The organism is Collinsella sp. AM16-21 (assembly GCF_003471905.1).
Taxonomy (GTDB): domain Bacteria; phylum Actinomycetota; class Coriobacteriia; order Coriobacteriales; family Coriobacteriaceae; genus Collinsella.
The window spans coordinates 37,298-63,434 of sequence record NZ_QRKJ01000012.1 but is presented as its reverse complement, the minus strand read 5'-3'; the positions used below and the strand labels follow the sequence as shown (position 1 = coordinate 63,434).

24 protein-coding genes and 5 tRNA genes are annotated in these 26,137 nt (G+C 59.6%); 8 read left to right on the top strand and 21 right to left on the bottom strand.

Going from position 1 to position 26,137, the window contains the following annotated elements; all coding sequences use genetic code 11:
* Positions 1–54: 54 nt before the first annotated feature.
* From DW180_RS07635 to rpsF, 6 genes are all read right to left on the bottom strand, one after another.
* Entirely contained in the window at positions 55–1,341 is a 1,287-nt protein-coding gene (locus DW180_RS07635; protein WP_022094075.1) for an adenylosuccinate synthase, read from the bottom strand.
* Positions 1,342–1,434: 93 nt separating this feature from the next.
* The gene (gene dnaB, locus DW180_RS07630) at positions 1,435–2,832 is read right to left on the bottom strand and encodes a replicative DNA helicase (RefSeq protein ID WP_006235827.1); all 1,398 of its coding nucleotides are present in this window, start codon (positions 2,830–2,832) and stop codon (positions 1,435–1,437) included.
* A 218-nt stretch (positions 2,833–3,050) separates the two neighbouring features.
* On the bottom strand, positions 3,051–3,590 hold the full coding sequence (gene rplI, locus DW180_RS07625) for a 50S ribosomal protein L9 (RefSeq protein WP_118238251.1): 540 nt from the start codon (positions 3,588–3,590) through the stop codon (positions 3,051–3,053).
* A 15-nt stretch (positions 3,591–3,605) separates the two neighbouring features.
* Positions 3,606–3,872 (bottom strand): 30S ribosomal protein S18, encoded by a 267-nt coding sequence (gene rpsR, locus DW180_RS07620; protein WP_006235829.1) that lies wholly within the window; start codon positions 3,870–3,872, stop codon positions 3,606–3,608.
* A 72-nt stretch (positions 3,873–3,944) separates the two neighbouring features.
* Entirely contained in the window at positions 3,945–4,397 is a 453-nt protein-coding gene (locus DW180_RS07615; RefSeq protein ID WP_006235830.1) for a single-stranded DNA-binding protein, read from the bottom strand.
* Between the two features lie 48 nt (positions 4,398–4,445).
* Complete coding sequence (gene rpsF, locus DW180_RS07610) at positions 4,446–4,739, bottom strand: 30S ribosomal protein S6 (protein ID WP_117564024.1); 294 nt, start codon at positions 4,737–4,739, stop codon at positions 4,446–4,448.
* A gap of 504 nt (positions 4,740–5,243) precedes the next feature.
* Between rpsF and DW180_RS07605 the strand changes: the two genes are divergently transcribed.
* Positions 5,244–5,334 (top strand) — tRNA-Ser (locus DW180_RS07605).
* 48 nt (positions 5,335–5,382) lie between these two features.
* A tRNA-Ser gene (locus DW180_RS07600) sits at positions 5,383–5,473 on the top strand.
* 160 nt (positions 5,474–5,633) lie between these two features.
* Here DW180_RS07600 and DW180_RS10165 read toward each other — a convergent pair.
* The gene (locus DW180_RS10165; protein ID WP_118260031.1) at positions 5,634–6,641 is read right to left on the bottom strand and encodes a hypothetical protein; all 1,008 of its coding nucleotides are present in this window, start codon (positions 6,639–6,641) and stop codon (positions 5,634–5,636) included.
* Between the two features lie 304 nt (positions 6,642–6,945).
* On the opposite strand from DW180_RS10165, the gene DW180_RS07585 reads away from it, so the two are divergent.
* Positions 6,946–7,635 carry a trimeric intracellular cation channel family protein gene (locus DW180_RS07585; protein WP_233545222.1) on the top strand — a complete coding sequence of 230 codons (690 nt, stop codon included), beginning with the start codon at positions 6,946–6,948 and terminating at the stop codon, positions 7,633–7,635.
* 106 nt (positions 7,636–7,741) lie between these two features.
* Positions 7,742–8,890, top strand: a complete 1,149-nt coding sequence (locus DW180_RS07580; RefSeq protein ID WP_117848448.1) for a polymer-forming cytoskeletal protein — start codon at positions 7,742–7,744, stop codon at positions 8,888–8,890.
* Positions 8,891–9,019: 129 nt separating this feature from the next.
* On the opposite strand, the gene typA is transcribed toward DW180_RS07580, so the two are convergent.
* From typA to DW180_RS07510, 14 genes are all read right to left on the bottom strand, one after another.
* A complete protein-coding gene (typA, locus tag DW180_RS07575; RefSeq protein WP_117848449.1) occupies positions 9,020–10,858 on the bottom strand; it encodes a translational GTPase TypA in 1,839 nt (612 codons plus the stop codon).
* A gap of 117 nt (positions 10,859–10,975) precedes the next feature.
* Positions 10,976–11,425, bottom strand: a complete 450-nt coding sequence (locus tag DW180_RS07570) for a hypothetical protein (RefSeq protein ID WP_089572580.1) — start codon at positions 11,423–11,425, stop codon at positions 10,976–10,978.
* A 30-nt stretch (positions 11,426–11,455) separates the two neighbouring features.
* Positions 11,456–11,800, bottom strand: coding sequence for a hypothetical protein (locus DW180_RS07565; RefSeq protein WP_147356438.1), 345 nt, complete (start codon positions 11,798–11,800; stop codon positions 11,456–11,458).
* A 45-nt stretch (positions 11,801–11,845) separates the two neighbouring features.
* The gene (locus DW180_RS07560; RefSeq protein WP_118238245.1) at positions 11,846–12,346 is read right to left on the bottom strand and encodes a bifunctional nuclease family protein; all 501 of its coding nucleotides are present in this window, start codon (positions 12,344–12,346) and stop codon (positions 11,846–11,848) included.
* A gap of 159 nt (positions 12,347–12,505) precedes the next feature.
* A tRNA-Ile gene (locus tag DW180_RS07555) sits at positions 12,506–12,582 on the bottom strand.
* Positions 12,583–12,586: 4 nt separating this feature from the next.
* A tRNA-Ala gene (locus DW180_RS07550) sits at positions 12,587–12,662 on the bottom strand.
* A gap of 67 nt (positions 12,663–12,729) precedes the next feature.
* Positions 12,730–12,806, bottom strand: a tRNA-Ile gene (locus tag DW180_RS07545).
* Positions 12,807–13,106: 300 nt separating this feature from the next.
* Positions 13,107–15,815, bottom strand: coding sequence for a DNA gyrase subunit A (gene gyrA / locus DW180_RS07540; protein ID WP_118238263.1), 2,709 nt, complete (start codon positions 15,813–15,815; stop codon positions 13,107–13,109).
* Between the two features lie 186 nt (positions 15,816–16,001).
* On the bottom strand, positions 16,002–18,032 hold the full coding sequence (gene gyrB / locus DW180_RS07535; RefSeq protein WP_117769723.1) for a DNA topoisomerase (ATP-hydrolyzing) subunit B: 2,031 nt from the start codon (positions 18,030–18,032) through the stop codon (positions 16,002–16,004).
* Positions 18,033–18,137: 105 nt separating this feature from the next.
* Positions 18,138–18,701, bottom strand: a complete 564-nt coding sequence (locus tag DW180_RS07530) for a DciA family protein (RefSeq protein WP_117848452.1) — start codon at positions 18,699–18,701, stop codon at positions 18,138–18,140.
* The gene (locus DW180_RS07525) at positions 18,688–19,794 is read right to left on the bottom strand and encodes a DNA replication/repair protein RecF (RefSeq protein ID WP_117848453.1); all 1,107 of its coding nucleotides are present in this window, start codon (positions 19,792–19,794) and stop codon (positions 18,688–18,690) included. Before DW180_RS07525 ends, DW180_RS07530 begins: the two co-directional genes overlap by 14 nt.
* A gap of 9 nt (positions 19,795–19,803) precedes the next feature.
* Complete coding sequence (gene dnaN / locus DW180_RS07520; protein WP_118238243.1) at positions 19,804–20,907, bottom strand: DNA polymerase III subunit beta; 1,104 nt, start codon at positions 20,905–20,907, stop codon at positions 19,804–19,806.
* A 238-nt stretch (positions 20,908–21,145) separates the two neighbouring features.
* Positions 21,146–22,870 (bottom strand): DnaA ATPase domain-containing protein, encoded by a 1,725-nt coding sequence (locus DW180_RS07515; RefSeq protein WP_117848455.1) that lies wholly within the window; start codon positions 22,868–22,870, stop codon positions 21,146–21,148.
* 15 nt (positions 22,871–22,885) lie between these two features.
* Positions 22,886–24,238 (bottom strand): ATP-binding protein, encoded by a 1,353-nt coding sequence (locus DW180_RS07510; RefSeq protein WP_118238241.1) that lies wholly within the window; start codon positions 24,236–24,238, stop codon positions 22,886–22,888.
* Positions 24,239–24,583: 345 nt separating this feature from the next.
* On the opposite strand from DW180_RS07510, the gene rpmH reads away from it, so the two are divergent.
* The 4 genes from rpmH to DW180_RS07490 are packed head-to-tail and all read left to right on the top strand — an operon-like array spanning position 24,584 to position 26,098.
* On the top strand, positions 24,584–24,718 hold the full coding sequence (rpmH, locus tag DW180_RS07505; protein ID WP_019127408.1) for a 50S ribosomal protein L34: 135 nt from the start codon (positions 24,584–24,586) through the stop codon (positions 24,716–24,718).
* Positions 24,719–24,738: 20 nt separating this feature from the next.
* Positions 24,739–25,077, top strand: a complete 339-nt coding sequence (rnpA, locus tag DW180_RS07500) for a ribonuclease P protein component (protein ID WP_006236191.1) — start codon at positions 24,739–24,741, stop codon at positions 25,075–25,077.
* A complete protein-coding gene (gene yidD, locus DW180_RS07495) occupies positions 25,074–25,298 on the top strand; it encodes a membrane protein insertion efficiency factor YidD (RefSeq protein WP_117584026.1) in 225 nt (74 codons plus the stop codon). The genes rnpA and yidD overlap by 4 nt, the downstream gene beginning before the upstream one ends.
* 29 nt (positions 25,299–25,327) lie before the next feature.
* Complete coding sequence (locus tag DW180_RS07490) at positions 25,328–26,098, top strand: YidC/Oxa1 family membrane protein insertase (protein WP_117584025.1); 771 nt, start codon at positions 25,328–25,330, stop codon at positions 26,096–26,098.
* Positions 26,099–26,137: the final 39 nt, after the last annotated feature.

Here is a 26,137-nt window from a genome sequence, read left to right as displayed (position 1 = left end):
CGGCCGCCCGCTTGGGCTGCAAAGGGGTATATCGCAATAACCAAATAGTCCCGATTACTTCCAGAATCGGTTGATGATCTGCTCGCGACCAGCGCCAACGCCAATGAACGTCACGCGGGTGTGTGCCAGATCCTCGATAAACGCCACGTAGTCCTGCGCCTCCTGCGGCAGCTCGTCAAAGCTGCGGCAGCCGGTAATGTCGCACTTCCAGCCGGGGAGCTCCTCGTAGATGGGCTTGGCGTGCTCAAAACGAACCTGATGCTCGGGCACGCTGGTGTAACGCTCGCCGTCGACGTCGTAAGCCACGCACACCTTGATGGTGTCGAAGGCCGAAAGCACGTCGAGCTTGGTCACGGCGATGTCGGTGAGGCCGTTGACGCGCGAGGCATAGTTGGCGATAGGGCCGTCAAACCAGCCGCAGCGACGACGGCGACCGGTGGTCACGCCGTACTCGTAGCCCTCCTCGGTCAGCGTGTGGCCGGCCTCGGACTCATAGGAAAGCTCGGTGGGCATGGGGCCCGAACCGACGCGGGTGATGTAGGCCTTCATGACGCCCAGCACGCGGTCGACGTTCTTCATGCCCACGCCGGAGCCGGTAATGGCGCCGCCGGCGGTGCAGTTGGAAGACGTCACGTACGGATAGGTGCCGTGGTCGATGTCGAGCAGCGTCGCCTGGGCGCCCTCAAACAGCAGGTCCTTACCCTCATCGATCATGTTGTTGAGCAGCAGGCTCGTCTCGGTGATGTAGGGACGCAGGCGCTCGGCCATCGGCAGGTACTCGTCGCAAATCTGGTCCACGGTGTAGGTGGGCAGGTTGTAGATGAGCTCGAGCTCAGGGTTCACGCGGGCGAGAGCGGTCTCCAGCTTGTCGCGGAACAGTGCCTCGTCCAGCATGTCCTGCATGCGCAGGCCAATGCGGGCCATCTTGTCCTGATAGCACGGACCGATGCCGCGCTTGGTGGTACCGATGTTCTTCTTGCCGAGCTTCTGCTCAAAGGCGCCATCCAGATCGATGTGGTACGGCATGATGACATGCGCGTTGCCGCTAATCTTGAGGTTCTTGGTGGTGATGCCGTCGGCCTCGAACATGTCGATCTCCTCAAGGACAACCTTGGGGTTGACGACGCAGCCGTTACCGATCACCGACACGTGATCGGAATACATGATGCCGGAGGGCACCTGGTGCAGGCCGTACTTCTTGCCGTTGACGACGATGGTGTGACCGGCGTTGTTGCCGCCCGAGTAGCGCACGACGGCATCGAAGTCGCCGGCGACCAGGTCGCAAATCTTACCCTTGCCCTCATCGCCCCACTGGGCACCGACCAAAACGGTTGACGGCATGTTTACTCCTTACATTCATGGACTGTCTACGCGCCACGCCGGCACGCAGAAGCACAAAACATTCCCAGTATACCCGTGCAACGGGCGCCTGTCCTACTCCTCGGCATGTGCCCCATCAAGCTCATAGAACTTGGTGGATGCCGGCAGGAACATCAGGTCGACGTCGCCGATCGGGCCCGAACGGTTCTTGGCCACGACGATACGCGTAACGCCCTCGTCGGGTCGATCGTCGCGCGAGGCCTCGGCCTCGTCGGCGGAGCGGTCCAAGAACATAACGATATCGGCGTCTTGCTCGATGGAGCCCGATTCACGAAGGTCGGAAAGCTGTGGGCGCTTGCCGGTACGGGATTCGACCTGACGCGAGAGCTGTGACAGCGCGATGAGCGGGATCTTGAGCTCCTTAGCCATGATCTTCAGACCACGCGACATCTCCGAAACCTCGACGGTGCGGCTCTCGGAGCGGCGTCCCGGCGGAGGACTCACCAGCTGCAGGTAGTCCAGGATGATGATGGCCTTCTCCTTGTTATGGAGCATGCGACGGCTCTTGGCGCGGATCTCGGTCACTGTGGTGCCGGGCGTATCGTCAATCAGAATATCGAGCTTGGACAAGGTCTGCGTGGCCTCGTTGATATTGGCCCACTGCTCGGGGCTAATGCGGCCCATGCGGAAGTCACTGATCGAGATCATGGCGTAGGCGCAAATCAGACGCTGGGCAATTTCCTTGCCCGACATCTCCAGCGAGAAGAAGCCGACGGTATAACCGGCAGCGGCAGCGTTGAGCGCCAGATTCAGGGCGAACGACGTCTTACCCACAGCAGGGCGGGCGCCGATGATGATGAGCTGGCCCTCGCGAAAACCCATGAGCATGCGGTCGAGCGACGGGAAGCCCGTGGGCACGCCCGCAGCCTGGCCGCCTGCCTGGCACACTTCCTCGGCCTCGTTATAGGCCTCGACCATAAACTCGGTCAGCGTCTTGTAGCTCGACTTGACCTCGCGCGCCGTGACCTTGAGCAACTTGCTCTCGGCCAGCTCCACGACCTCTTTGGTATCGGTGGGAGCGTTATAGGCCAGCGCGTTGATCTCGTTGGTGGCGCCGATCAGCTCACGCAGCATCGAATCGCGGCGAACGATAGCGGCATGGTGCTGCCAGTTGACGAGCGACAGGGTCTGACCCATCAACTCCAAAATGTAGGCCTCGCCGCCCACGGCATCAAGCTTGTTGATGCTTCGCAGGTAATCGATCAGCGAGATGGAGTCGATGGGAATGCGGCTGTTGTACATATCGACCATCGCGGTATAGATGGTCTTATGAATGGGCCGGTAGAAGTCATCGGGCTGCAGCTCGACCTGGGCCTCTTCGACCACCTCGGGCGATAGCAGCATAGCGGCCAGTACATTGGCCTCTGCATCTTGGTTTTGGGGAAGACCCAACTTGGAGCCGCGGTCCTCAACCGTCAGCCCGGTCTCCCTATCGTCATATGCCATGAGCATCCTCATTCATATCGCTTGCGAGCATCCATAGTATCAGCCACGGTCCCAAAACGCGCCGCGCGCCGCCAATCATCACCGAACCAAACGGATGAACGGTCCTGTATATAGGACTTCGACGCAACGTTCACCATGAAACTCACTCAGCGCAAAAAACAAAAGGGCGCCCTGGTTTCCCAGAGCGCCCTTCTTAGAACAAGATTGTTGCGTTGCAGCAAATGCTACTCGGCAGCAGCCTCAGTCTCGACCTCGGCGGTCTCGGCCTCGGCGACCTCAGCGGCCTCCTCGACCTCAGCCTCGGCAGCGAGCTCCTCGGCGGTAACGCCGACGAGAACGACAACCTCGGCCTTGATCTCGCGGTACAGCGAGATGGCAACGGTGTGGGCACCGGCAACCTTGATGGGCTTACCGAGCTCGACGCGCTTGCGGTCGATGTCCATACCGAGCTGAGCCTTGATGGCGTCAGCGATCATAGCGGCGGTAACGGAGCCAAAGAGGATGCTCTCGTCGCCGACCTTGACGTCAACGGTGACCGTCTTGCCCTCGAAGGCAGCCTTGGTCTCGTTGGCGGTAGCCAGACGGACGGCCTCGCGCTTGGCGATGTTGTTGCGACGCTCGTCAAGCTGCTTGAGGTTGCCCTTGGTGGCGGCAACAGCGAGCTTCTTGGGGAACAGGAAGTTCTCAGCGTAACCCTGAGCGACCTCTACGACGTCACCCTCGCCGCCCTTGCCCTTGATCTCATCGAGAAGAATAACCTTCATGATGCGTCTCCCTTCTTAGCCGCGGTCGCGGTTGCCACGAGAGGAAACCACGGGGACGGTGTACGGCAGGAGTGCCATCTCGCGGGCGCGCTTGATGGCATTGGCGATGTCATGCTGATGCTGCGTGCAAGCGCCAGTGACGCGACGGGGCTTGATCTTGCCACGGTCGGTCATGTACTTACGGAGAAGCTGAGTGTCCTTATAGTCGATGAACTCAGTGTTCTCCTTGCAGAACTGGCAGTACTTACGACGCGGCTGACGTGCAGAAAAATCATTAGCCATGTCAAAATACCTTTCATTTGGCAACTTCGGCGAACCGAAGCCGCCTCTCACTCAAAAATAGGTGAACAACCCTTAGAACGGGATGTCCTCATCGTAGACGTCGACCGCGGGCGGCGTAGCCACCGGTGCGGCAGGACGTGCTGCGGGCGCGGGAGCTGCGGGGGCGTAACCACCCTGATCGTAGCCACCCTGGCCACCACGGGAGCTCATAAACTCGATCTCATCGACGATGACCTCAAGCTTGCTCCGGCGCTGGCCGTCGCGCTCCCAAGAGCTGTAGCGCAGCTTGCCCTCGATCGCGACCTTGTTTCCCTTTGCCAGGAAACGGCTCACGGCCTCGGCGCGGGTGCCGAACATAGTGCAGTCGACAAAGTTGGGATAGTCCTCCCACTCGCCAGTCTGCGCGTTACGGCGACGATCGTTGACGGCGACGCCAAAGGACAGAACCTGGGTTCCGCCGGCGGTGGCGCGCAGCTCGGGATCGCGGGTGAGGTTACCGGTGATGTTCACTCGATTGATGCTCATAACTCACTACTTCCTCTTGGGGCACAAGCCCAGTCCAAAACGACAGTCTTACTCCTGGTCGTCGCGACGGACGATCATGTGGCGGACCACAGCGTCGGTGATGCGCAGGATGCGATCAAGCTCGGCGATCTGGGTAGGATCTGCGTGGAAGTTGATGAGGGTGTAGTCACCATCGGTGAGGTCGTTGATCTCGTAGGCGAGCTTGCGCTTGCCCCAGTCGTCAACGGAGTCGACCTTGCCAGCGCCCTCAGCGATCGTGGTATCGATACGCTTCATAACAGCGAGACGAGTCTCGGGGTCGAGCGACGGGTCAACAAAGAACAGCAGTTCATAAGCCTTCATATTGTCACCTCCTCTGGGCAAATGTGGCTTCAGGTCGTGAAGGTGCGCCTGAAGCAGGAAAAGACTTGGTAATAATATCTTTCAACCTCCTAGGCCGCAAGAATATGCAGCTACAACCTCATGACCTCCACATATGCCCATACTCGCACGACGTTTCATGCGTCTTCCAACCAAATGCTGACCAAGTGCTTGACGGATTTGTGGACAAGATACGACGCCGCGGGGACAAGCTGAGCCAAGCCACAGGTCAACGGGCACAAGGCTGTGGTCGCAAAATGCATACCAGTGGTCCACAGCGCCACCCAAAGATTTTTAAATTCATTGCCAAGTCGCTTATGAATACCCCTTTTGAACAATTGAGTTAATCAACCACGCTGGTCGGAAGCCGTTTTTTGGCACCTCAAACCCCACTGCAACGACAAGCGCGGCCGAGCGTTTTAAAAAATGCCAACTTTTCTGTTTGCACTTTGCGGTTCCTCGTGTATACTGACTTTCGCATTTAACGGAGAGTTGTCCGAGTGGCCGAAGGAGCACGATTGGAAATCGTGTAGGCGTCAAAAGCGTCTCCAGGGTTCAAATCCCTGACTCTCCGCCAGTTAATTCCAAAGCAGGCCTTCGAGCCTGCTTTGTTTTTACCCCACGCGGAGGGGTGGCAGAGTGGTTGAATGCGGCGGTCTCGAAAACCGTTTGGCCTGTATAAGGTCACGAGGGTTCGAATCCCTCCTCCTCCGCCATTTTGGTTGAGAAAGCTCCCAACAACGGGAGCTTTTTTGTTATCGAGATACGTCTCGATCCCACGCTTCCCCAAACGTGTACGTCAGCCTCCAAAACCGACATATTTCGACATCTTTGGAGGCTGACGTACACGTTTGGATTGAGCTCACGGGAGTGGCACTATTCGGAAGGCACCTCTTCGTCTCGCATGCTTTTCCAGTTGCGGATAAGCGCCTTGCGTAGTTCGTTTTGCTCTCGCTGGTGCCCGGTATCGGTACAGCGAGGCATGTCGAGTGCTTCGCGAATGTTGTTCATGGCGCGGTGAAAGGCGAGCTGGCTGCCGAACTGAGCCGAAGTGAGCGTAACGATTCGATATCCCATTTGGGAGAGAACGGCCTCTCGCTCCGCATCTGCTCCTTTGCGTTCGAACTCATCGTGAAAGCCGCCCTTATATTCGATACCGAGCTCCCTGCGCTTGTAGGTAACGAGCGCATCGATTTTGAGTGTTCGAGCTTTGGCGCAATGCCAGAGACGTTGAGGGATCTCGAGCGGTTTGTTGAGTTCGATACCTCGGATGCCAACGCCGCCTTCGCTTGTTGGGAGCGAGAGGGCGATTGCCGAAGCGGTCTCCATAGGCGAGGCCGAGCAATCGTAGATGTGCCTGAGCGCGAGCCGTGCACGTGTGGCACCGGGTTTGCCGGGATGCCGATCGAGCAGTTCGATTATTTCATCCTTGGAGGTGGTGGCTGGTTGCTCGGTATAAGGGTCGGCGGGATTGAGCCTCATGCGATAATCGCCGCAAACTTCATAGCCATATTCGAGATATTCGATCCTATCCATCCACTCGGCAGCGAGCACGAAGGTGAAGGCTTCGTCGGTGATGAAGATTCCGGGCGTCAACTCGTTAATATGCTCGTAGGGAAGATTTTGTCCAAGAATGTGGCAGACGACGCCTTTGGTACGAATTCGCTCAAATTCGAATACGACCGCGATATCGATAGTCTTAAGCATATCGGACGGAATGCCGCAGTCGGTAAGGGCCTGTCGTATGCGCGCAACACGTTGCTGGGTGGAGATGCCTTGTGCGCCTATCTGGTAGTCGTGCCGCGCAAGAGACTGAACCAAATTCTGGGGTGCATGATGGACAAGCCATGCGGTTTTATGCGAAATGAGAACAGGGGTATCCATTGAGGGCCTCTCGCTCTGAGCCAGTATCCAACTCTTATGTCCGTTGAAGTGGGGAAATATACCGGATGTGAGTAAATCAACTCACTCATGCTGTGAGCTCAATCCAAACATGTACGTCATCCTCCAAAGATGTCGAAAAATGTCGTTTTTGGAGGGTGACGTACATGTTTTGGATCCCTGGCATTCCAGTAACGCCACGCCCCCACCCAGTCCCGACCGTTTACCGAGCAATAGGATCACCACGCCCGCCAACCATGTACTATGTACGGGCATTGTCTAAACCCGCAACCAAAAGGACCCCATCTTGCCCGTCGTCGCCGCTATGACCGTTACCTCACACGCCACAGATGCCATGGTCGCCATCCCGTTTTGGCTCGAAATGTTCGCCGTCGTCGCGGCTTCAATCTCGGGCGTGTTGGTCGCGCGCGAGCACAAGCTCGATCTGGTGGGCGCGGTCGCGCTTGCCGTGGTCTGTGGCTTGGGCGGCGGTCTTTTACGCGACATGACGCTGCAGGTGGGCAACGTCTACATCCTCAACCAGCCAATGGCGCTGCCGCTTTCCATTGCCACGGCAGCCATCATCTATATTTTCCCGGCAATCGTCGACAAGCCCGAAAAACTCATCCCCCTGCTCGACATCATCTCGGTCGGCATCTATGCCGCCACTGGAGCAGACAAGGCGCTGGTCTACGGCTTTGCGCCGGCGGTGTGCATCATGATGGGCTTTTTCACCGCGGTGGGCGGCGGCATGCTGCGTGACAGCTTTATGGGCGTGGTGCCGGGCATTTTCCAGCGCACCAACTTCTATGCCATCGCAGCCATTGCCGGCTCTGCAAGCTATGTATGCCTTGTCATGAGCGGCGTCGTCAGCAACATCACCGCGTTAATCGTATGCGTTGCGATAACCATGGGACTGCGCTGGCTGTCGCTGCGCTTCGACATCAAAAGCCCCACCGAGGAAGACATCGCACGTTTTTTGCACCGCAAAAAGTAGATTGCGCGGCCTCATCCTTCGAAATACAACCGAGAGGTTCTTTTAGAGCGCCCACGCGTTGGGTACCCTGTTAGGTGCATGTCGAGCATCTGACGAAGGATTCACTATGCCCTGCAATCAATTCCCGTCGACCCAGCGCCATAAAGCGTGGGGCCGCATCACCATCCTATTCGCGCTCATCGTGCTGGCGCTCACCGCACTTCCCACGGCGTCGTTCGCCGGCACGGACACCGCAGGAAACATACTTGCGACCGACAATGACGCCAATCCGTCCGGCGTCGAGGGTGACCTGTACTGGGCAGGCCAGGCTCTCAACTTGGACGATGCGTCCATCGACCGCGATATCATCGCCGCGGGCGATACCCTCTCGATCCGCGACTGCACGGTGGGCGGCGCCGTCCGTCTGGCGGCACGCACTATCGATATCGCCAAAACCACGGTTAATGGCAGCGTCACGGTGGCCGGTCAGCACGTTGTGCTCAATTCCGACAGCGCCGCCAACTGTTTTTACGCGATGGGCGAGACGGTTGCCCTGCGAGGCTCCGCCAAGTCGGCAGCGCTTGCAGGCGATACGGTGACCATCGACGGCACCGTCGAGGGCGATGTCGAGGTTTGGGCCGATAAGCTCGTCTTGGGCAAGAATGCCCGTATTACCGGCACCGTGAACGCGCACGTCTCCGAGGACCCCGAGCGTGCCGCAGGAGCCGAGGTAGGCGCACTCAAGATCGACCGCACCGAGAACGAGAGCGCGGCCACGACCGCTAACAACATCATCGGCGGCATCGTCGCCGCGGCGCTCTCGACCTGCTTTGTCGCCCTGCTGCTCGAGCTCGTCTTTCCGCGTGCAACCGCCAGCGCCGCTGGCATGCTCCACCAGCGCCCCACGCCCCTGTGGGTGAGCGGTCTTCTGGGTACGATTGCTGTCGTCCCCGCCGTCCTACTGCTGATTATCTCTATCGCTGGCCTGTCGCTTGCCGGAACCCTCTTGTGCGGCGTTATCGGCATCGCATTGGTGTCGAGTGCCTTTGCGGGGTGCGCAATCGCCCGCATGGTCGGACACAGCCAGAACCGTTACGCCATGGCGGCCGTGGGCGGCATCGCCGCGGGCGCGCTTACGGCAATCCCCCTCGTAGGCGACTTCATCAGCGGCGTAGCCTTTGTCTTTATGCTCGGCTACATCATCCAAATCATCTGGCGCAACGCCCACCTCAAGCCGCAGCAGGCAGCCAACACACCGGGACTCCCCACCGCTTAGCCGCCAACCGCCACAAAGGGGCCAGGCACCCTTGTGGCGGTGCAGACCAGCTCAATCCCCTTGCACCAAAAAGGGCGCCGACCATTGCGGTCGACGCCCTTTCTTGTTAGTCGCTATAAAGCCCAGCGCTTATTTGTTGACCTGGCCGGCGCGGACGGCAGCCTTCTTGCGGTCGGTGGCGTTGAGCAGACGCTTGCGCAGGCGAATGTTCTTGGGAGTGATCTCGACCAGCTCGTCGTCGGCGATGTACTCCAGCGCTTCCTCCAGCGAGAAAGTGCGGGGCGGCACCAGCTGGACGGAGATATCGGAGGTCGAGGAACGCTGGTTGCCCAGGTTCTTGGTACGGGCGATGTTGACGACCATGTCGCCGGCCTTGCTGCGCTCGCCCACGATCATGCCCTCATAGCACTCGGTGCCCGGCTCAACAAACAGCTGGCCGCGCTCCTGCAGCGTACCCAGAGCATAGGCAACGGCCTTCTCGGTGGTCATGGAGATCATGGCGCCGTTCTGACGGTTACCGATCTCGCCGGCGTAAGGACCATACTCCAGGAAGGTGTGGTAGAACACGCCCTCGCCGTGGGTAACGTTCATAATGCGGTTCTTAAGACCCATGATGCCGCGGGTCGGGATCTTAAACTCGAGGTGCGTCACGATGCCCGAGGTATCCATGCTCGTCATGATGCCGCCGGAGGTGCCGAAGACCTCAACGACCTTGCCCGAGTACTCGTCCGGGCACTCGACGACGGCCTGCTCGACAGGCTCCATCTTGTTGCCGTTCTCGTCCTTCTTAAACAGAACGCGGGGACGGCCGACCTGGAACTCAAAGCCCTCGCGGCGCATGGACTCCATCAGAACGGATAGGTGCAGAATGCCGCGGCCCGAGACCTCGACGCCGCTCTTGTCCTCGAGCTCCTCGATCTTCATGGTCACGTTGTTCTCGGCCTCGTTGAACAGGCGCTCCTTGAGCTGACGGGCGCCCACGATGTCGCCGTCGCGACCGACGAGCGGGGAGGTCGACGCCTCAAAGACGATGGACATGGTCGGCGGGTCGATCTCGATGGGCTCGAGCTCAACGGGGTTCTCGGGATCGGTGTAGACATCGCCGATATCGGTGCGGTCGATGCCCACGACGGCAGCGATGTCGCCGGCGCCGACTTCCTGGCACTCGGTGCGGCCCAGGTAGTCGAAGGTAAAGAGCTGTTTGACGGTAGCGGTGGCGCTGGAGCCGTCGTTCTTCACAACCAAAATCTGGTCGCCCTGGTGGATGGTGCCGGAGTACACGCGACCGATGCCGATACGGCCAACGAAGTTGGAGTGGTCAATGGTCACGCACTGCATGGCCAGCGGGGCGTTCTCGTCAACCTCGGGCGCGGGCATGTCGTCGATGATCATATCGAGCAGCGGATACATGTCCATGTTGCCGTCGTTGGGGTCAAGGCGAGCAAAGCCATTCATGGCGCTGGCGTAGACCACGTGCTCCATGGCGAACTCGAGCTGGTCGTCGGTTGCGCCCAGGTCGGCCATGAGGTCCAGGCAGTCGTTGTAGGCCTTCTCGGGGTTGGCGCCCGGACGATCGATCTTGTTGATGACGATCATGATCTTAAGGCCGGTGTCGATAGCGTGACGCAGCACGAAGCGGGTCTGGGGCATGGGGCCCTCAAAAGCGTCGACCAGCAGCAGGGCGCCGTCGGCCATACGCAGCACGCGCTCGACCTCGCCGCCAAAGTCGGCGTGGCCCGGGGTATCGATGACGTTGATCTTAACGTCCTTGTACTCGATAGAGATGTTCTTGGCGAGAATCGTAATGCCGCGCTCGCGCTCCTGGTCGTTGGAATCCAGGACGCGGTCCTCGACCTGCTGGTTGGCACGGAAGGCGTCCGTGGCACGCAGGAGCTTGTCGACCATCGTCGTCTTGCCGTGGTCGACGTGAGCGATGATGGCGATGTTCCTCAGATTGTCTACGCGCATGTAGTTCCCCTATCTTCTATCCATATACAAACGGCACGCGTATGCGACCCGCCCAGCGATACAACGCTCGGCGGGAATATTGAGCCTTTTACCGAAAACTCGTTTATTTTAGCGATTTTAGATGAGAGGGGTTTCCTCACCTGCAGGTTCAGGGTCGCTCCACATAAAACCATCGCCGGCGCCCATGCCCTCATACAGTACATATGCCGAAAAACCGCTCTCGAGCGTCGTCTCAAAAAAGCTCACGAGCAGAGCGTCATGGTAGCCGCCGTCAATCTCGACGCAGCCGGTATAGCCGATGGCATAGCGGGCGATACGGCCCAGGCCCTCGTCCTTAAGACCCATCTTGTGCTCGGAGATAAAGTTGGTGGCCGCCTCGAGGCACGCCTCTTCGCCATCCTCATCGAGCGCCGCCAGATAACGGTTGGAAGCGGCGTCCTCAATTGCCACGACCACGCCGGGGTTTTCACCGGCGGCAAGGTCATCCAAGAACGCGCCGATTAGATCGCACACCATGGCGTCGAGCTCGGCGGAGACGTTACCGGCGTCCTGCATATCCTGTGCCATCTTTAGACCTTCCCATCGAGTCTGGCGTCGTTACAGTTCTTGCGCCTCGGCGGCGATCTTAGCGGCGGCATCGCGGGCGCGCGTCATGTCCGACGCGCGCTTGTCGAGCACCTTGATCTGGCTGGTCAGCATGACCGCATCGACCACGCCCCAAATCACCAGGCCCGTAGAGATCGAAAACCCAAGCGCACCAACTGTACCACGAAGGCGCGAGCAGATTGCCGCGACAAGGGCGGAGATGACAACCATCTTGATAAACGAGCTGCGGCGTTCACGAAGCGTGCGGGCCTGCGTCACATAGGCAATGCGAGCCGCCTCAGAAGCCTCCGAGCGCATCTGGGCCTCGCGGGCGATTGCAGCCGCTTCAGCCGACATCCCGCCGGCCATCAGCGAACGCTCCGCAACCTGGACGCCCCGCATTTAGAAGTCATCGGGGGAGAGCGTATGGACGAACTCGTCGAACTTCTCGAACTCCTGCTCGTCGTCGACTTCCTCGGCGTGGGTAGAAACAGTGCCCAGGCGATTCATGATGTCGTCCTCCACAAACATGGGGGCATTGCTGCGCACGGCAAGGGCAATGGCATCACTGGGGCGGGCGTCGATCTTGCGCTCGTCACCATCGGCCAGTACGACGATCGTCGCGTAGAACACCGGCGGCTCGGCGCGAACGATCTCGATGCGCTCGAGCTTGGCGCCCAGGGCGCCAACAGTATCGAGCAACAGGTCATGGGTAATCGGGCGCTCGGCGCGGCCGCTATCGATGCCGCGGCTGATGGCAGCGGCTTCAAACGAACCAGTCTGAATGGAAAGGGAACGCAGCGGCGCGGGCGAGTCCGATTTGCTGCAGCGCTCGCGAAGCACGATAAGCGATGGCACGGGACCGGCGGCCATGACGATGGTCTCTATGTCGACACGAACCATGGAACACCTCCGGTACGTAGCGGTTAACACGCGGCAGCTCCACCGCATTGAATAGCTATACTACCCAATCTTTCGCACAGCACACAAAACCAAAATGAGATTTATCGCAGACAAGAAAAAAGCCCCAAGGCAATGCCCCAGGGCTCTTCACAGTTTTGATGGTGGACCTGACAAGATTCGAACTTGTGACCTCCCGGTTATCAGCCGGACGCTCTAACCAACTGAGCTACAGGTCCATCATGGTGGAGGTTAGGGGGATCGAACCCCTGACCTCAGGCTTGCAAAGCCCGCGCTCTCCCAGCTGAGCTAAACCCCCACGGAGACAGTAATAAACACCCCAGCGGCGACTCGGCTCTCGCTGGGGTGTTTATTGCGAAAGAAAGTGGTGGACCTGACAAGATTCGAACTTGTGACCTCCCGGTTATCAGCCGGACGCTCTAACCAACTGAGCTACAGGTCCATCGCGCAAGGGATATATTAGACGAGTCGTTACGCGCGCGTCAACAACTTTTTTGAAAATCTTTGAGGGGTGTCGCCCCCGGCTGCCCGGCGGCATGCGAAGTCGCCTGCTCGGACAGTCCTGCTCGCACGGAGAGCACATTAAGTGCTCTCCTGCTCGTGCGGAACTCGCGATCGACTTCGCATGCCGCCGGGCAGCCGGGGGCGACGTGGGGTTCAAAGGTTTTCAAAAAAGCGGTCGGCGCGCAGTGCGCCGACCGCCGATATATGGGGTCTGATGATTTTTACCAGCTAGAGCCTCTTACTCGTCTAGGAGATCTTCTGGCATGTCGTTGCCATCGCCTAGATCGACTGGGGCTTCTTCGGGGGCAGAACCGTCTTCTGTTGCTTCGCCTTCGGGCTTCTCTTTGGCTGCCGTCATGCGGGCTACGGCGCATACGCGGTCGTTGTCGTCGACGGTCATCATCTTGACGCCCTGGGTGGCGCGGCCGGTCTGGCTGATCTCGTCGGTCTTGACGCGAATGACCGTCGCACCCTCCGTCACGATGAACAGCTCGTGCTGCGGGCCCACCGTCTTCATGGCCGCGAGGTTGCCCTTGCGCTCGGTCATTTGGATGGTGTAGACGCCCTGGCCGCCGCGATTCTGCTCTGGGTAGTCCGCGACCGGCGTGCGCTTGCCGTAGCCGCGCTCGGTGATGACGAACAGATCGCCGTTGCCGTTAGTGACTTCCATGCCCAGAACGCTCACGCCGTCCTTCATACCGATACCGCGAACGCCGCTGGTATCGCGGCCGGTGGCGCGCACCTGCTCCTCGGAGAACATGATCGCCTTGCCCGCGGTGGTGGCTAGGATAATCTTGTCACCCTCGCGCACGCGGCGCACGTTCAGCAGTGCGTCGTCGTCGCGCAGGTTGATAGCGATCAGGCCATCACGGCGGCTACGATCGTAAGCGCTCATCACGGTCTTCTTGACCATGCCGCTCTTGGTGGCAAACATCAGGTACTCGTCGGCCGGGAACTCGCGGCAGCTGATGACGCTCGCGATCTTCTCGCCCTCCTCGAAGGGCAGCAGGTTGACGATCGCGGTACCGCGCGCCTGGCGCGTACCCACCGGCAGCTCGTGCACCTTCAGGCGATAGACCTTGCCCTTGCTCGAGAAGAACAGCACATACTCGTGCGTGGACGCGATGAACATCTCGTCGATAACATCGTCCTCTTTGAGGTTGACGCCCGACACGCCCTTGCCACCGCGCTTCTGGGCACGGTAGGCAGCCACCGGGATACGCTTAACGTAGCCGGTGTGGGTGATGGTCACGACCATATCCTCGTCGGCAATGAGGTCCTCGACGTCCAAGTCCTTCTCAACCTGGCTGATCTCGGTGCGGCGCTTGTCGCCAAACTTCTTGGAGATCTCGCGCATCTCTTCCTTGATGACGCCCAGAATCTTCTCCTCGTGCGCCAGCAGGTCCTCGTAGTAGGCGATGGCGCGGCGCAGGCCGTCCAACTCTTCTTGGATCTTGTCGCGCTCCAGGCCGGTCAGGCGGCGCAGCTTCATCTCGAGGATGGCCGTGGTCTGCTCGGGCGTAAAGCCAAAGCGTTCGATCAGTCGGCTGCTGGCCTCGGAGTCGGTCTGCGAGGAGCGGATGATGCTGATGACCTCGTCGATATGGTCAAGGGCCATCAGGTAGCCCTCGAGGATATGCGCGCGGGCCTGGGCCTTCTTAAGGTCGAAGCGGGTGCGGCGGGTGACGACGTCGACCTGGTGGTCGATGTAGTGCTGCAGCATCTCGCGCAGGCTCAGGCATTTGGGAACGCCGTTGACGAGTGCCAGGTTGTTGGCGCCAAAGGTCGTCTGCAGCGAGGTGTACTTATACAGATTGTTGAGCACGACCTGCGGAATGACGCCCTTCTTGAGCTCGATGACCAGACGGATGCCCTTCTGGTTGGACTCATCGCGCATATCCGAGATGCCCTCGATGCGCTTGTCGTTGACGAGCTGGGCGATCTTCTCCTGCAGGGTGCCCTTGTTGACCATGTAGGGAATCTCGGTAAAGACTAGGCGGCTGCGGCCGGTCTTGGTGGACTCCACGTGTGCCTTGGCACGCACGGTAATGGAGCCGCGGCCGGTCTCGTAGCTCTGCTTAATGCCGGCGCTGCCCATGATGATGGCGCCGGTGGGGAAGTCCGGACCGGGCATGATCTGCATGAGCTCGTCGACGGTGGCGTCGGGGTTGTCGATCAGGTAGCAGGTGGCCTCGATCGCCTCGGTGAGGTTATGCGGAGCGATGTTGGTGGCCATGCCGACGGCGATGCCCTGGCTGCCGTTGACCAGCAGGTTGGGGAAGCGCGCAGGCAGCGCCACGGGCTCGGCGAGCGATTCGTCGTAGTTGGGCTGCCAGTCGACGGTATCCTTCTGCAAGTCACGCAGCAGTTCCATGGCGGGCTTTGCCAAGCGGCTCTCGGTGTAACGCATGGCCGCCGCGCCGTCGCCGTCGATGTTACCGAAGTTACCGTGACCGTCGATGAGCGGCGTGCGCATGGAGAACCACTGCGCCAGGCGGACCATGGCCTTGTAGACCGCGAAATCGCCATGCGGGTGGTACTTACCGATAACTTCGCCGACCGTCCAAGCTGACTTCTTGTGCGGGCGGTTGGGGTAGATGCCGCTCTCGTTCATCGCGTACAGGATGCGGCGGTGCACCGGCTTTAAGCCGTCGCGCACGTCCGGCAGGGCGCGCGCCGTGATGACCGACATCGAATACTCGATGAACGACTGCTTCATCTCGCGGCCAAACTCCGAAATCTGGAGCTGGCCGCCGTTGATATCCTCGCCGGCCGAGGCGCCACGGTCGACTTCGCCAAAGCTCTCCTCGAGCTCGGCGTCGTCTTCTTCCTCATCATCATCGGCATCGGGGTTATAGGCGTCCGGGTCGCCGTCCTCGCCCTGCTCAGCACGGGCAAGCAGGCGCTTCAGATCGTCGGGCATACCGGCATCGCCGGCCTCGTCCATACCCTCGTTATTGTTGATATCGTCTGCCACGTTACCTCCTCATGGTTTGCGTGGTCTAATTAGTTCCCTACCACGGAGACGGCTTTTCCAGGTGCCGCAGATTCGCCCGAAAGAGGAGGGAAACGTACTTGGGTACGCGACCGACGATTGAGGGCGAAGGTGCGGTGGCTGGGAAAGCCGAACAGGTTAGGCATCTAAGAATCGTGCATCATGTGCATGCTTCTCGATGTACTCGCGGCGATAGCCGACCTCGGAACCCATCAGCTCGCGCACGGCGCGGTCCGCCACCACGGCGTCCTCGATCGACACACGCTGCAGGATGCGGGTCTTGGGGTCCATCGTCGTCGAGGCAAGCTGCTTGGGGTCCATCTCGCCCAGGCCCTTGTAGCGCTGGACGGTATAGCCCTTGCGCTTTTTGGTGATCTTGCCGTCCTTGGCCTTGCCGTCCTCGTCGTTATCGTCGGGGTTCAGGCCCAGACTCTGGATGGTGTCGCGCAGGATCTCGTCTTCGGGCTGGCGGCCGTTGGGATACACGTAGTGGATCTTGTTGCGCACCTTAATGCCAAAGATGGGCGGGCAGGCAACATAGACGTAGCCGGCATCGATCAGCGGACGCATGTACTTGTAGAAGAACGTCAGCAGCAGGATGCGGATATGCGCACCGTCGACGTCTGCATCGGTCATGATGATGATCTTGTGGTAGCGCGCCTTGGTGATATCGAAGTCGCCGCCGTCGCCGGCACTCGTCGTGACGCCGCAGCCGATCGCGGTAATCAGCGACTGGATGGTGTCACTCGAGAACGCTCGATGGTCACCAACGCGTTCGACGTTCAAAATCTTGCCGCGCAGGGGCAGAATCGCCTGGATGTCTCGGCGACGGCCGTCCTTGGCCGAACCGCCTGCCGAGTCGCCCTCTACGATGAAGAGCTCGGTCAGCTCGGCATCGCGCACCGAGCAGTCAGCGAGCTTACCGGGCAGGGACGCCGTCTCGAGCAGGCTCTTGCGGCGGGTCGCCTCGCGCGCCTTGCGGGCGGCATTGCGCGCCTTGCAGGCCTGCTGCGCCTTCTTGACGATCTCGCGAGCGGGCTTGGGATGCTCCTCCAAGTAATCGGCGAGGCCGTCGGTCACAATCTTGAGCGTGAGCGCTCGCATATAGGAGCTGCCGAGCTTTGCCTTGGTCTGGCCCTCAAACTGCGGATCGGGCAGCTTGACCGAGATAACGGCCGAAAGGCCCTCGCGCACATCGTCGCCGGTCAGGTTGGCGTCTTTTTCCTTGAGCAGGTTCTGCTTGCGCGCGTAATCGTTGATCACGCGGGTGAGCGCGGTACGGAAGCCCTCAAGGTGCATGCCGCCTTCGGGGGTGTAGATGTCGTTGGCAAACGACATGACGTTCTCGCCGTAGCCGCTATTCCACTGCAGGGAAACCTCGACCTCGCCCATCTTGGCCACAGGCGCGTCCGGGTCCGATTTGCCCTCGATGTAGATGGGCTCCTTAAAGGCCTCGGGGACGTCCTTGCCCTCGTTGAGGAACTTGACGAAGTCGATGATGCCGCCCTCGTAGCAAAACTCCTCCACGTGGGGAGTCGCTTCGCGCTCGTCGGTCAGCACGATTTTGAGGTTCTTATTGAGGAACGCCGTCTCCTGCAGACGGTTATGCAGCGTATCGAAATCGTAGATGCAGGTCTCGAAGATCTCGTCGTCGGGCCAGAAGGTGACGGTGGTGCCCGTCGAATCCGAGGTGCCCACGACCTCCATCTTCTTGACGGTCTTGCCGCGCGAGAACTCCATCTCGTAGGTGTTGCCATCGCGACGAACCTGAACGACCACACGCTTGGACAGTGCGTTGACGACGGAGATGCCCACGCCGTGCAGGCCGCCCGAGACCTTATAGGCCGAGTTATCGAACTTACCGCCGGCGTGCAAGATCGTCATGACGACCTCGAGCGTCGGGATCTTTTTAACAGGGTGCTCGTCGACGGGGATGCCGCGCCCGTTGTCGACGACCGTGATGGAGTTGTCGGCGTGGACCGTCACCTGGATCTCGGTGCAGAAACCGGCCATGGCCTCGTCGACAGAGTTGTCAACGATCTCCCACACCAGGTGATGCAGACCGCTGGCGCTCGTCGAGCCGATATACATGCCCGGGCGCTTACGAACGGCCTCGAGACCTTCGAGAATCTTAATCTCGCCGCCATCGTAATCGTTTTCGTTTGCCACACGTCCTCCTTCAGTCAAGAAAATGTGTACAGCCTTACTAGTTTATCGTAAAATAATACCCTCGGGAACGAGGGTATTTGGCTCTACAAGGCCACCAGATGCGATTTAAGGCTCTTTTTTGCTTTGCACGCCCTTGGCCCACTCGGCACTGGCTCTCATGGCGTTCTCGAGGGCCTCGCGCAGTTTTTGGTCTTCGATGGGCGCCACTTGGCGCTCAATCTCGGTGCGCTCGGCATCGCTGAGGTCGGCGTGTGGGGCCGGCGGGCGCTCGGTCGTCGCTGGGCGAAGGCGCTCCTTGGCGGCGGGCGGCATGTGACCGGGCGCGGTGGTTTTGAACACCAGGCCGTCCACATGCGCACCGGCGCGCTCCATGCGCGCGCGGATGATCTCGCGCAACAACGTCATTTCCTGCGTCCACGAGGGCGAGTCGAGATATACCAGCAGCTCATTGGACTCGGGCAGGTAGCGCAGGCCCGTCACATGCCGCCCCTCGCGCGTGCCCGAGCACACCGCGTTCCACGCGCGATAGACCGCGCGCGACTCCTCGGCGGCCTCCATCTGCGCACGGCGCTCAGGGGTCGCAGCCGCCAGGATGCGCTGGCGCTCTGCGTTCAAAAAGCCACTGAAGGCGACCGTTTCGCTCTCGCGCTCGTAATTAGCACGTCTCACCCATGCTCACCACCTTGGCTCGATCAAGCAGGTCATCGGTAAAGTACCCCAGGTTGGTCGTGGTTATGACCGTCTGGATATCATCGCCGATCAGCCGCAGGAAAGCGCCGCGACGCTCGCCGTCGAGCTCGCTCATCACGTCGTCCAGAAGCAACAGCGGAGCAGTACCCAGAACATCGCGAGCCACGGCCACCTCGGCCACCTTCCAGGACAGTACCAACGTTCGCTGCTGTCCTTGGCTGGCAAATGAACGGGCAGAGCGACCCGCCACGGTAAATTCAATCTCGTCGCGATGCGGCCCCACCAACGTCACGCCGCGGCGAATTTCCTCGCCGGCGTGCTCATCAAGGGCGGCCAGCATGCGCTCGTACGCCCAGCCCTTCAGCTCTTCGCGATCCTCGACCTGGGGCAAATCCCCCAGCGTGGACGCATAGGACACGTTGGCGGCTTCACCGGACGCCACTTGCCCGTAGGCAGTACGCACATGGCCCGCCAGCCGGTCGAGCAGGGCCAACCGGTGCACGAGCAGAGCCGCGCCCGCGCGGGCAATCGAATCGTTCCACGCGCCGAGCATCTCACGGCAGCACCAGGTCTCCTTGAGCAAGGCGTTGCGCTGGGTCACGCAGCGCCCATAGGCGCTCGCAAGATCGGCATAGCGTGCGCTCAGTTGCATGCCAAAGTCATCGAGGGCGGCGCGGCGCACACTGGCGCCCCGCTTAACCATGTCCAGATGGTCGGGGCAAAACAGCACGCTCGGCAGAACCCCGCGCACACCGGCGGCAGAGCATCTCTTGCCGTTGCGGCTAAACGAGCGCTTACCGTCCTCCGCGCTCAATCCCATATCAAGCACGCGGCCGTCGCCCTCGAGCCTCAGCTCGACCCTGCACGAGCCCACGCCGTCATGAACGAGCTCGGCTGCGGTCGGATGCCTAAACGAGGCGCCGCTCGTCAGCAGCTGCAGCGCCTCTATGAGATTGGTCTTTCCCGCCGCGTTGGGTCCTGCAAGTATCGTCACGCCCTCGTCCAGGGCAAGGCGATAGCTATCGAAGCTGCGGTAGTGCGCGACGGAAAGATCGCGGGCGAACATGGTCATGGCGCAACGCTAGATGCGGACCGGCATGACCAGGTACAGGTAGTTGATCTTGTCGTAGGACTTGAAGATGCCCGCCTGCGAGTAGCTCTTGAGCTCCAGCGTGATCTCCTTCTCCTTGGATAGGGCATTGAGGCAGCCGAAGATGTAGTGGTAGTTGAAGGCGATGGTGCCCGACTCGCCCTCGACCTCGACATCGATCGTCTCCTGCGCAAGGTCCTGGTCATTGGAGATGGAGGACAGGCCCATCTGCCCGTTCTCGACATCGATCTCGAACTTGACGGCGGGGTTGGCGCTCGCGATAACAGCCACGCGCTTGAGGGCGGCGTTAAGGGCGGCGACGTCGATCTTGACGCTCGTCACGCACGAATCGGGGATGAGCTGCTTGTAGTTGGGGTACACGCCCTCGATACGACGCGACACGTAGGTGGTGTTGCCGGCCTCGAAGACGACTTGGGTGTCGGTAGCCCCGATCATGATGGTCGCCTGGCTGGCCATGATGTTCAGCGCGTCGTTAAAGGCGTCAGCCGGAACGTTGAGTTCAAAGGAACCCTCGAGGGTCGAGGTCTCGACCTGCGTATCGCACACGGCCAAACGGAAGGAATCGGTCGCCACCAGGCGAACGGTGTTGTTCTCGACCTTCATGTGCACGCCGCCCAGGATGGGGCGGGCCTTGTCGGTCGAGGTGACGCGCCACACGCGGCCGACCATCTCGGACAAGATATCGGTCGGCAGCTCCACGGCACTCTCGATGGCATAGGCCGGAAACTCGGGGAAGTCATTAGCATCAAGCGTGTTCAGGCGGAACGAGCTCTTCTCGCAACCAATCAGCACCTGGCGCTCGGACAGCTCAAAGGTGACCGGGGCATCGGGGAGGGTCTTGGTGATATTGGAGAGCATCTTACAGGGGATAACCATCTCGCCCTCTTCTTCGACATGCGCCGCGATGCGATGACGGATCGAGATGGTGTAGTTAGAGGTCTGGAATTCCAAGATGCCGTCTTGCGCCTTGACGAGCACGCCCGACAGGATGGGAAGGGTGGATGCCGAAGCGACACCCTTCATAACGACGCCGATGGCTTGTGTGAGCGAGCTCTGGCTGACGGTGAACTTCATCTTTTAATACCTTTCTATAGATATAAATATCTTAATAATAGTAATAGCACTGACGAAACTGTTGATTATTCCCAAAGACGCAGGTCAGACCCAGAAAGAGAATCGACAGCAACCTGTGTGCAACAGGGGTGGTTTTCCACGTTCAAAATCTGCGCAAAACTTTTCATCACCGCGGGTTGGGTTTTAGACACCTTATGCCCGTGGTTTCGACAAGTTTTCAACAGGTGTCTCTATTTCCCTACGAGCGCAGTGTAATTTTATCGCGCAGCGACTTGAGGTCTTCGGTGACGGTGCGGTCTTCCTGGATCATCTTCTGGACCTTTTTGTAGCTCGTGCTGACGGTCGAGTGGTTGCGGTTGCCAAATTCGGCGCCCACCGCCGTGGTCGTCATTTCGCACATCTCGATGGCCAGGTAGATAGCGATATGGCGTGCTTTGGCGATATTGGCGTTGCGACGCGGGCCGATGAGCTCCTCGTGTGTCACGCCGTACTGCTCTTCGATGACGGACTGAACCGTCTGGACGTTGATCTTTTTGGCCGATGTGTCGAAGTACTGGCTGGCGATGGCGTCGATATCGTCAAAGGTGAGCTCTCCGCCCTCGCGCTCGCGGTCGCCCGCCTCGCCGGCGCAGCGCTCGCAAAAGCTCTCGAGTTCGCGGATGTTGGTGCCCGAGACCTCGGCCATGTGTTTAAAGTGCTCGTCGGTCAGGTGCCCGCCGTCGCCCCCATAGGCCGCCAGCAGTGAGTCGTCGCCCGCCTCGGGAGCGGCGACGATGGTGTTCTCGTAATAGCGCTGCAAGATCTTGTATTTCATCTCGTAGCTGGGCTCTGCGACCAGGCAGAGCATTCCGGCGTTGAAGCGGCTGGTCAGACGCTCGTCCATGCTCAGGTCCTTGGGGGCGCGGTCTGCCGCGATGACGACCTTCTTGTTGTTGCGGATGAACTCGTCCATGAGCTGGAAAAAGTAGTCCACACTCGCGCGCTTGCCGATGATGTTTTGGATGTCATCGATGATGAGCACGTCCACGCCGTGGTACGCCTGCATGATGGGGGCGTTGCTCTTCTTTTGACGGTCGAACTCGGTCATCAGGTCGTCCAGATATGCCTGGGAGTTGGCATACTTGACCTTGATCTCGGGCGACTTCTCGGCGAGCTCGTTTTTGATGGCGAGCAGCAGATGGGTCTTGCCCAGCCCCGATTTGCCATAGATGAACAGGGATGTGCATGTGCCGCGCTCGTCCGCGAGGGCGGCAAACTTGAGTGCCGAGCGATAGGCATGGCTGTTCTCGGGGCCGTAGACAAAGTTCTCAAAGGTAAATTTTGAGTTCGCGGCGAGCGGGGCTCCATCCGTATTCTGCTCGGCCGGCACGGTCGGTGCTGGCATGGGTGAAGCGGGGGCCGCAGCTTGCGTGGATTTAGTCGGCGCTCCGCCCTTCATCTGGTTCATCATGCGACGAAAATCGTCGGCCGAGAGCGTGTTCTTGATTGCAATGCCCGAATCCGCGCCCGCCGCTGCGTCGTGAGCGATGGGCATGTGCGTGACGGGTGCGTTCGTTGACGTCGCCGCCGCGCTCGTCAACGGTGCCATTGTTTCACGGGAAACATCGCTGTGCTGGTGCTCGATTGTCGGCACATCGCCTGCGGAGGCCGGCACCGCCGGGGAAGCAGCGGGAGCCGTGGCGGGCGCCGTGGCGGCAGCGGATTCCGTCGCGGCGCCTTGCGGTGCCACGATGTCGAGAGCAATCGGTGCAAAGGCGATTTCTTCCAGATAGGCCTCAATAGTCGGCTGATGCTTTTTGAGCTGCGCGATGGCAAAGCGCGAGGGGGCCTCGATCGTGAGCGTATCTTCGGTCAGGCTTATGGCGCGCGATTGCCCCAGCATGTTGATGAGGCGTGCATCTTGGCCGTCGCGCTGGCAAAAGGCGATGGCATCCCCCAGGATGATGCTTGCTTCCTCGTCCACTGTCTCTCCCGTTCTTTAGCTCTGAGCTCGTACGCGAGCGGCGCCGAGTTCGGTCAGATGGTATTTCTGGCCATGCTTGATGACCAAGCCGGCCTGCGCCAAGTCATTGAGCGTGCGTGACCAAGTGGGGGCCGAGTTTCCAAACGCCCTCGCAAGATCGGTTGCGCCGCACGCTTGATTTTGCGCCAGATAGCCCAGCGCGGCGTTGCCGCGATCGCTTACGAACACGTCCGGTTGTGGCTGTGCATACTGATTTACTGCATTAGGATACATCATTTGAGCTGCTGGTTGTTGAGAACTCTGCGTCGGCGGCATTTGCTGTTGAAAACTTTGAGGCCACTGTTGGTAAGGCTGCGGAGGCGTCTGCTGGGCCCAGGGGTTGTACTGCTGCTGCGGCATCTGCTGGTACGGCTGCTGATATCCCTGCTGGTACTGCTGCGGGAACTGCTGGCCATACCCCAGTGGCGGCATCTGCTGATATGGATATCCCTGTTGGTACGGCTGATAGCCCATTTGCTGGCCACCCGGTGCCCCCGTCGCCTGCTGCATTGCTGCTGCATCCTGATCCGCCAGCGGCATGGTCTCTGGCATGTTTGGCGGCATCGACATCGATGTCGCCTGGGGCTCTTGTGTAGGAAGCATTCCGGGCTGCTGCATCTGTCCCACGGGGGGCTGCATCTGCTGCGTTGCCATGGGCTGCTGCGCAAAAGCTCCCGGCAGGGGATATGTGGGGTGCTCCGTCTCGGGCCGCACGGCAGCACCGCGTCCGCCGGCACGCTCGATTTCCTGCACGCGTTTAGGGTTCAGGCTTACCGTAACCACGGTGCCGTTACCCATGTTGTCCTCGATGGATACGGCACCGCCGGCGTTTTCCAAATACTCCTGCACCATGGGAAACCCTGCTCCGGTTCCACGGATATAGCGCTTCATCTTGCTGTTTGCACTGGTAACGCCAAAGTCGAACGCGCGCTCCTTGTCGTCGATGCCGGGTCCTTGATCGGCAAAGCGGATGGTGTCTCCGCCGTCCAGAATCGAGATGATGGGCTCGGCAAAGTGCGCGTGGATAAAGTTTTCGACAATCTCGCGGATGACCATGAGCGAGATATGGCCACCTTGTTCTTTCATGCACTGGTAGACGGTGTTGGTGGTCTCTTCCAAATACGTGCGGACATCTTGCGGATCAATGACGATCACGCGCGGTGTCGACAGCATGTCGTCATAGACGGCGATGCGTGCGGCGTACATGGCTTTTGGCGCCTGCGTGGTCGTCTGCTCGCCTTCCTCACGCTCTTCGCGCACGCCGGTGATGTGCTCGTTGTCGGGTGCCGGGTCTCCGGAATCGACCATGGTGTAAAAGTCGTCAGACATGCCGCTCGCAATCTTTCATAAGGTTTCGAACAAATAGTAGCTCACTGTGCAATGTTTCTCATCTTTCGACAACTTTTCAAAACCTGTTGAAAACTTTGGAAAACGGACGAAAAGTTCTCAACATTGCCAACATGACCTGTTGAAAACTCGATGAAATATCGTGAAAAGTTGCCATGCACCGCTAAATCGAGCTTGGCTTATGGGGGAACCGTGTGAACTGCGCAACCTTTTACCTTTGATTTCTTGACATTTGAACATTGATTTCCCTACAATCTTCAAGCTCACGTGTCTATATCTGCGTCCGCGCCCCCGCGGACACTCGAAATGCAGCAGGAGGAACTTAAGATGAAGCGTACGTATCAGCCTAATAAGCGTAAGCGTGCCAAGACCCATGGCTTCCGTGCCCGTATGGCCACTAAGGGTGGTCGTGCCGTGCTCGCCCGTCGTCGCGCCAAGGGCCGCAAGCGTCTCACTGTCTAGCAGCGATACACACATCTCGCATGAAGACTATTAAGTCTCGGCAAGATTTCGAGCATGTGTTCAGTCAGGGGCGTCGTTTCAATCACCCTCTGATTCGAATGACCATATGTGAATCGGTTGGCGAAGGCGACTCCGGAAGGGTCGCCTTCGTTGGTGCTAAACGGCTCGGTTGTGCTGTCGTGCGCAACCGTTCTAAGCGTGTGATGCGCGAGGCCGCCCGCAGCTGTGGATTTCCCGTTGCGGGTTATGACATCATCTTGTTCGCAACTCCCAAGACGAGGGTTTCCTCGCCGCAGGAGATGGACAAGGCATTGCGTTCGCTTATGAAACGTGCCGGCGTTGCCGGGGAGGAGCGATGAGCAATCACGTTTTGCGACGTGTTGCCATCGCTCCTATTCGCATATATCAACAGGTTATTTCGCCCTTATTGCCTGACGCCTGCATTTATTACCCAACGTGCTCGCAATACGCCATCCAGGCGATTGAGAAGTACGGTGTTTTGAGAGGCTGCTGGCTTGCCGTGAGGCGCATCGCTCGCTGCAATCCCCTGCACGTCGGCGGTTATGACCCTGTGCCCTAGCGGGCACTCGCTATCGGAGGAAAACTTACATGTGGGATTGGATCGTTAACATCCTTTTCGAGCTGCTCAAGCTCATCCAGACCTTTGCGGTCGACTGGGGCCTGTCCATCATCATCCTGGTGGTCATCATCCGTCTGCTGCTGACGCCGCTTATGCTCAAGTCGACCAAGTCGACGGCTCGCATGCAGGTGCTGCAGCCCAAGATGCTCGAGATCCAGGAGCGCTATGCCGACGATCCCCAGCGTCAGGCCGAGGAGATGCAGAAGTTCTACAGCGAGAACAAGTTCAACCCCATGGCTGGTTGTCTGCCGCTTCTGATTCAGATGCCTATCCTGTTTGCCCTGTTTACGCTGCTTCGTAACCTGCCGCAGTACTTTAACGAGGGCACGTTCTCGTTCTTCAATATCCTGCCCGACCTGACCACCACGCCGAGCGCTTCCTTTGCCGATGGCTTTATGGTTGCACTGCCTGCGCTGGTCTGCCTGATCCTGTTCGCCGTCCTGACCCTGATTCCGCAGCTCTATATGTCGCGCAACCAGACCGGCCAGCAGGCCCAGAGCATGCGTATGATGGCCGTTGTCATGACGGTCATGATGCTTTGGATGGGCTGGAGCCTTCCCGTTGGTGTTCTGCTGTACTACGACGTCTCGTCTGCTTGGCAGGTTATCCAGCAGATTTTTGTGACGCAGAAGGTCATCGACAAGGCGAAGGCCGATGAGGAGGAGCGTCTTAAGAACGCGCCGCTGCAGGTTGAGGTCACTCGTCGAGAGAAGAAGCCGCGCCCGCACAAGAAGAAGTAGTCGGGATATCAATCTTATTTAGGTACCTAACTTTTGGAG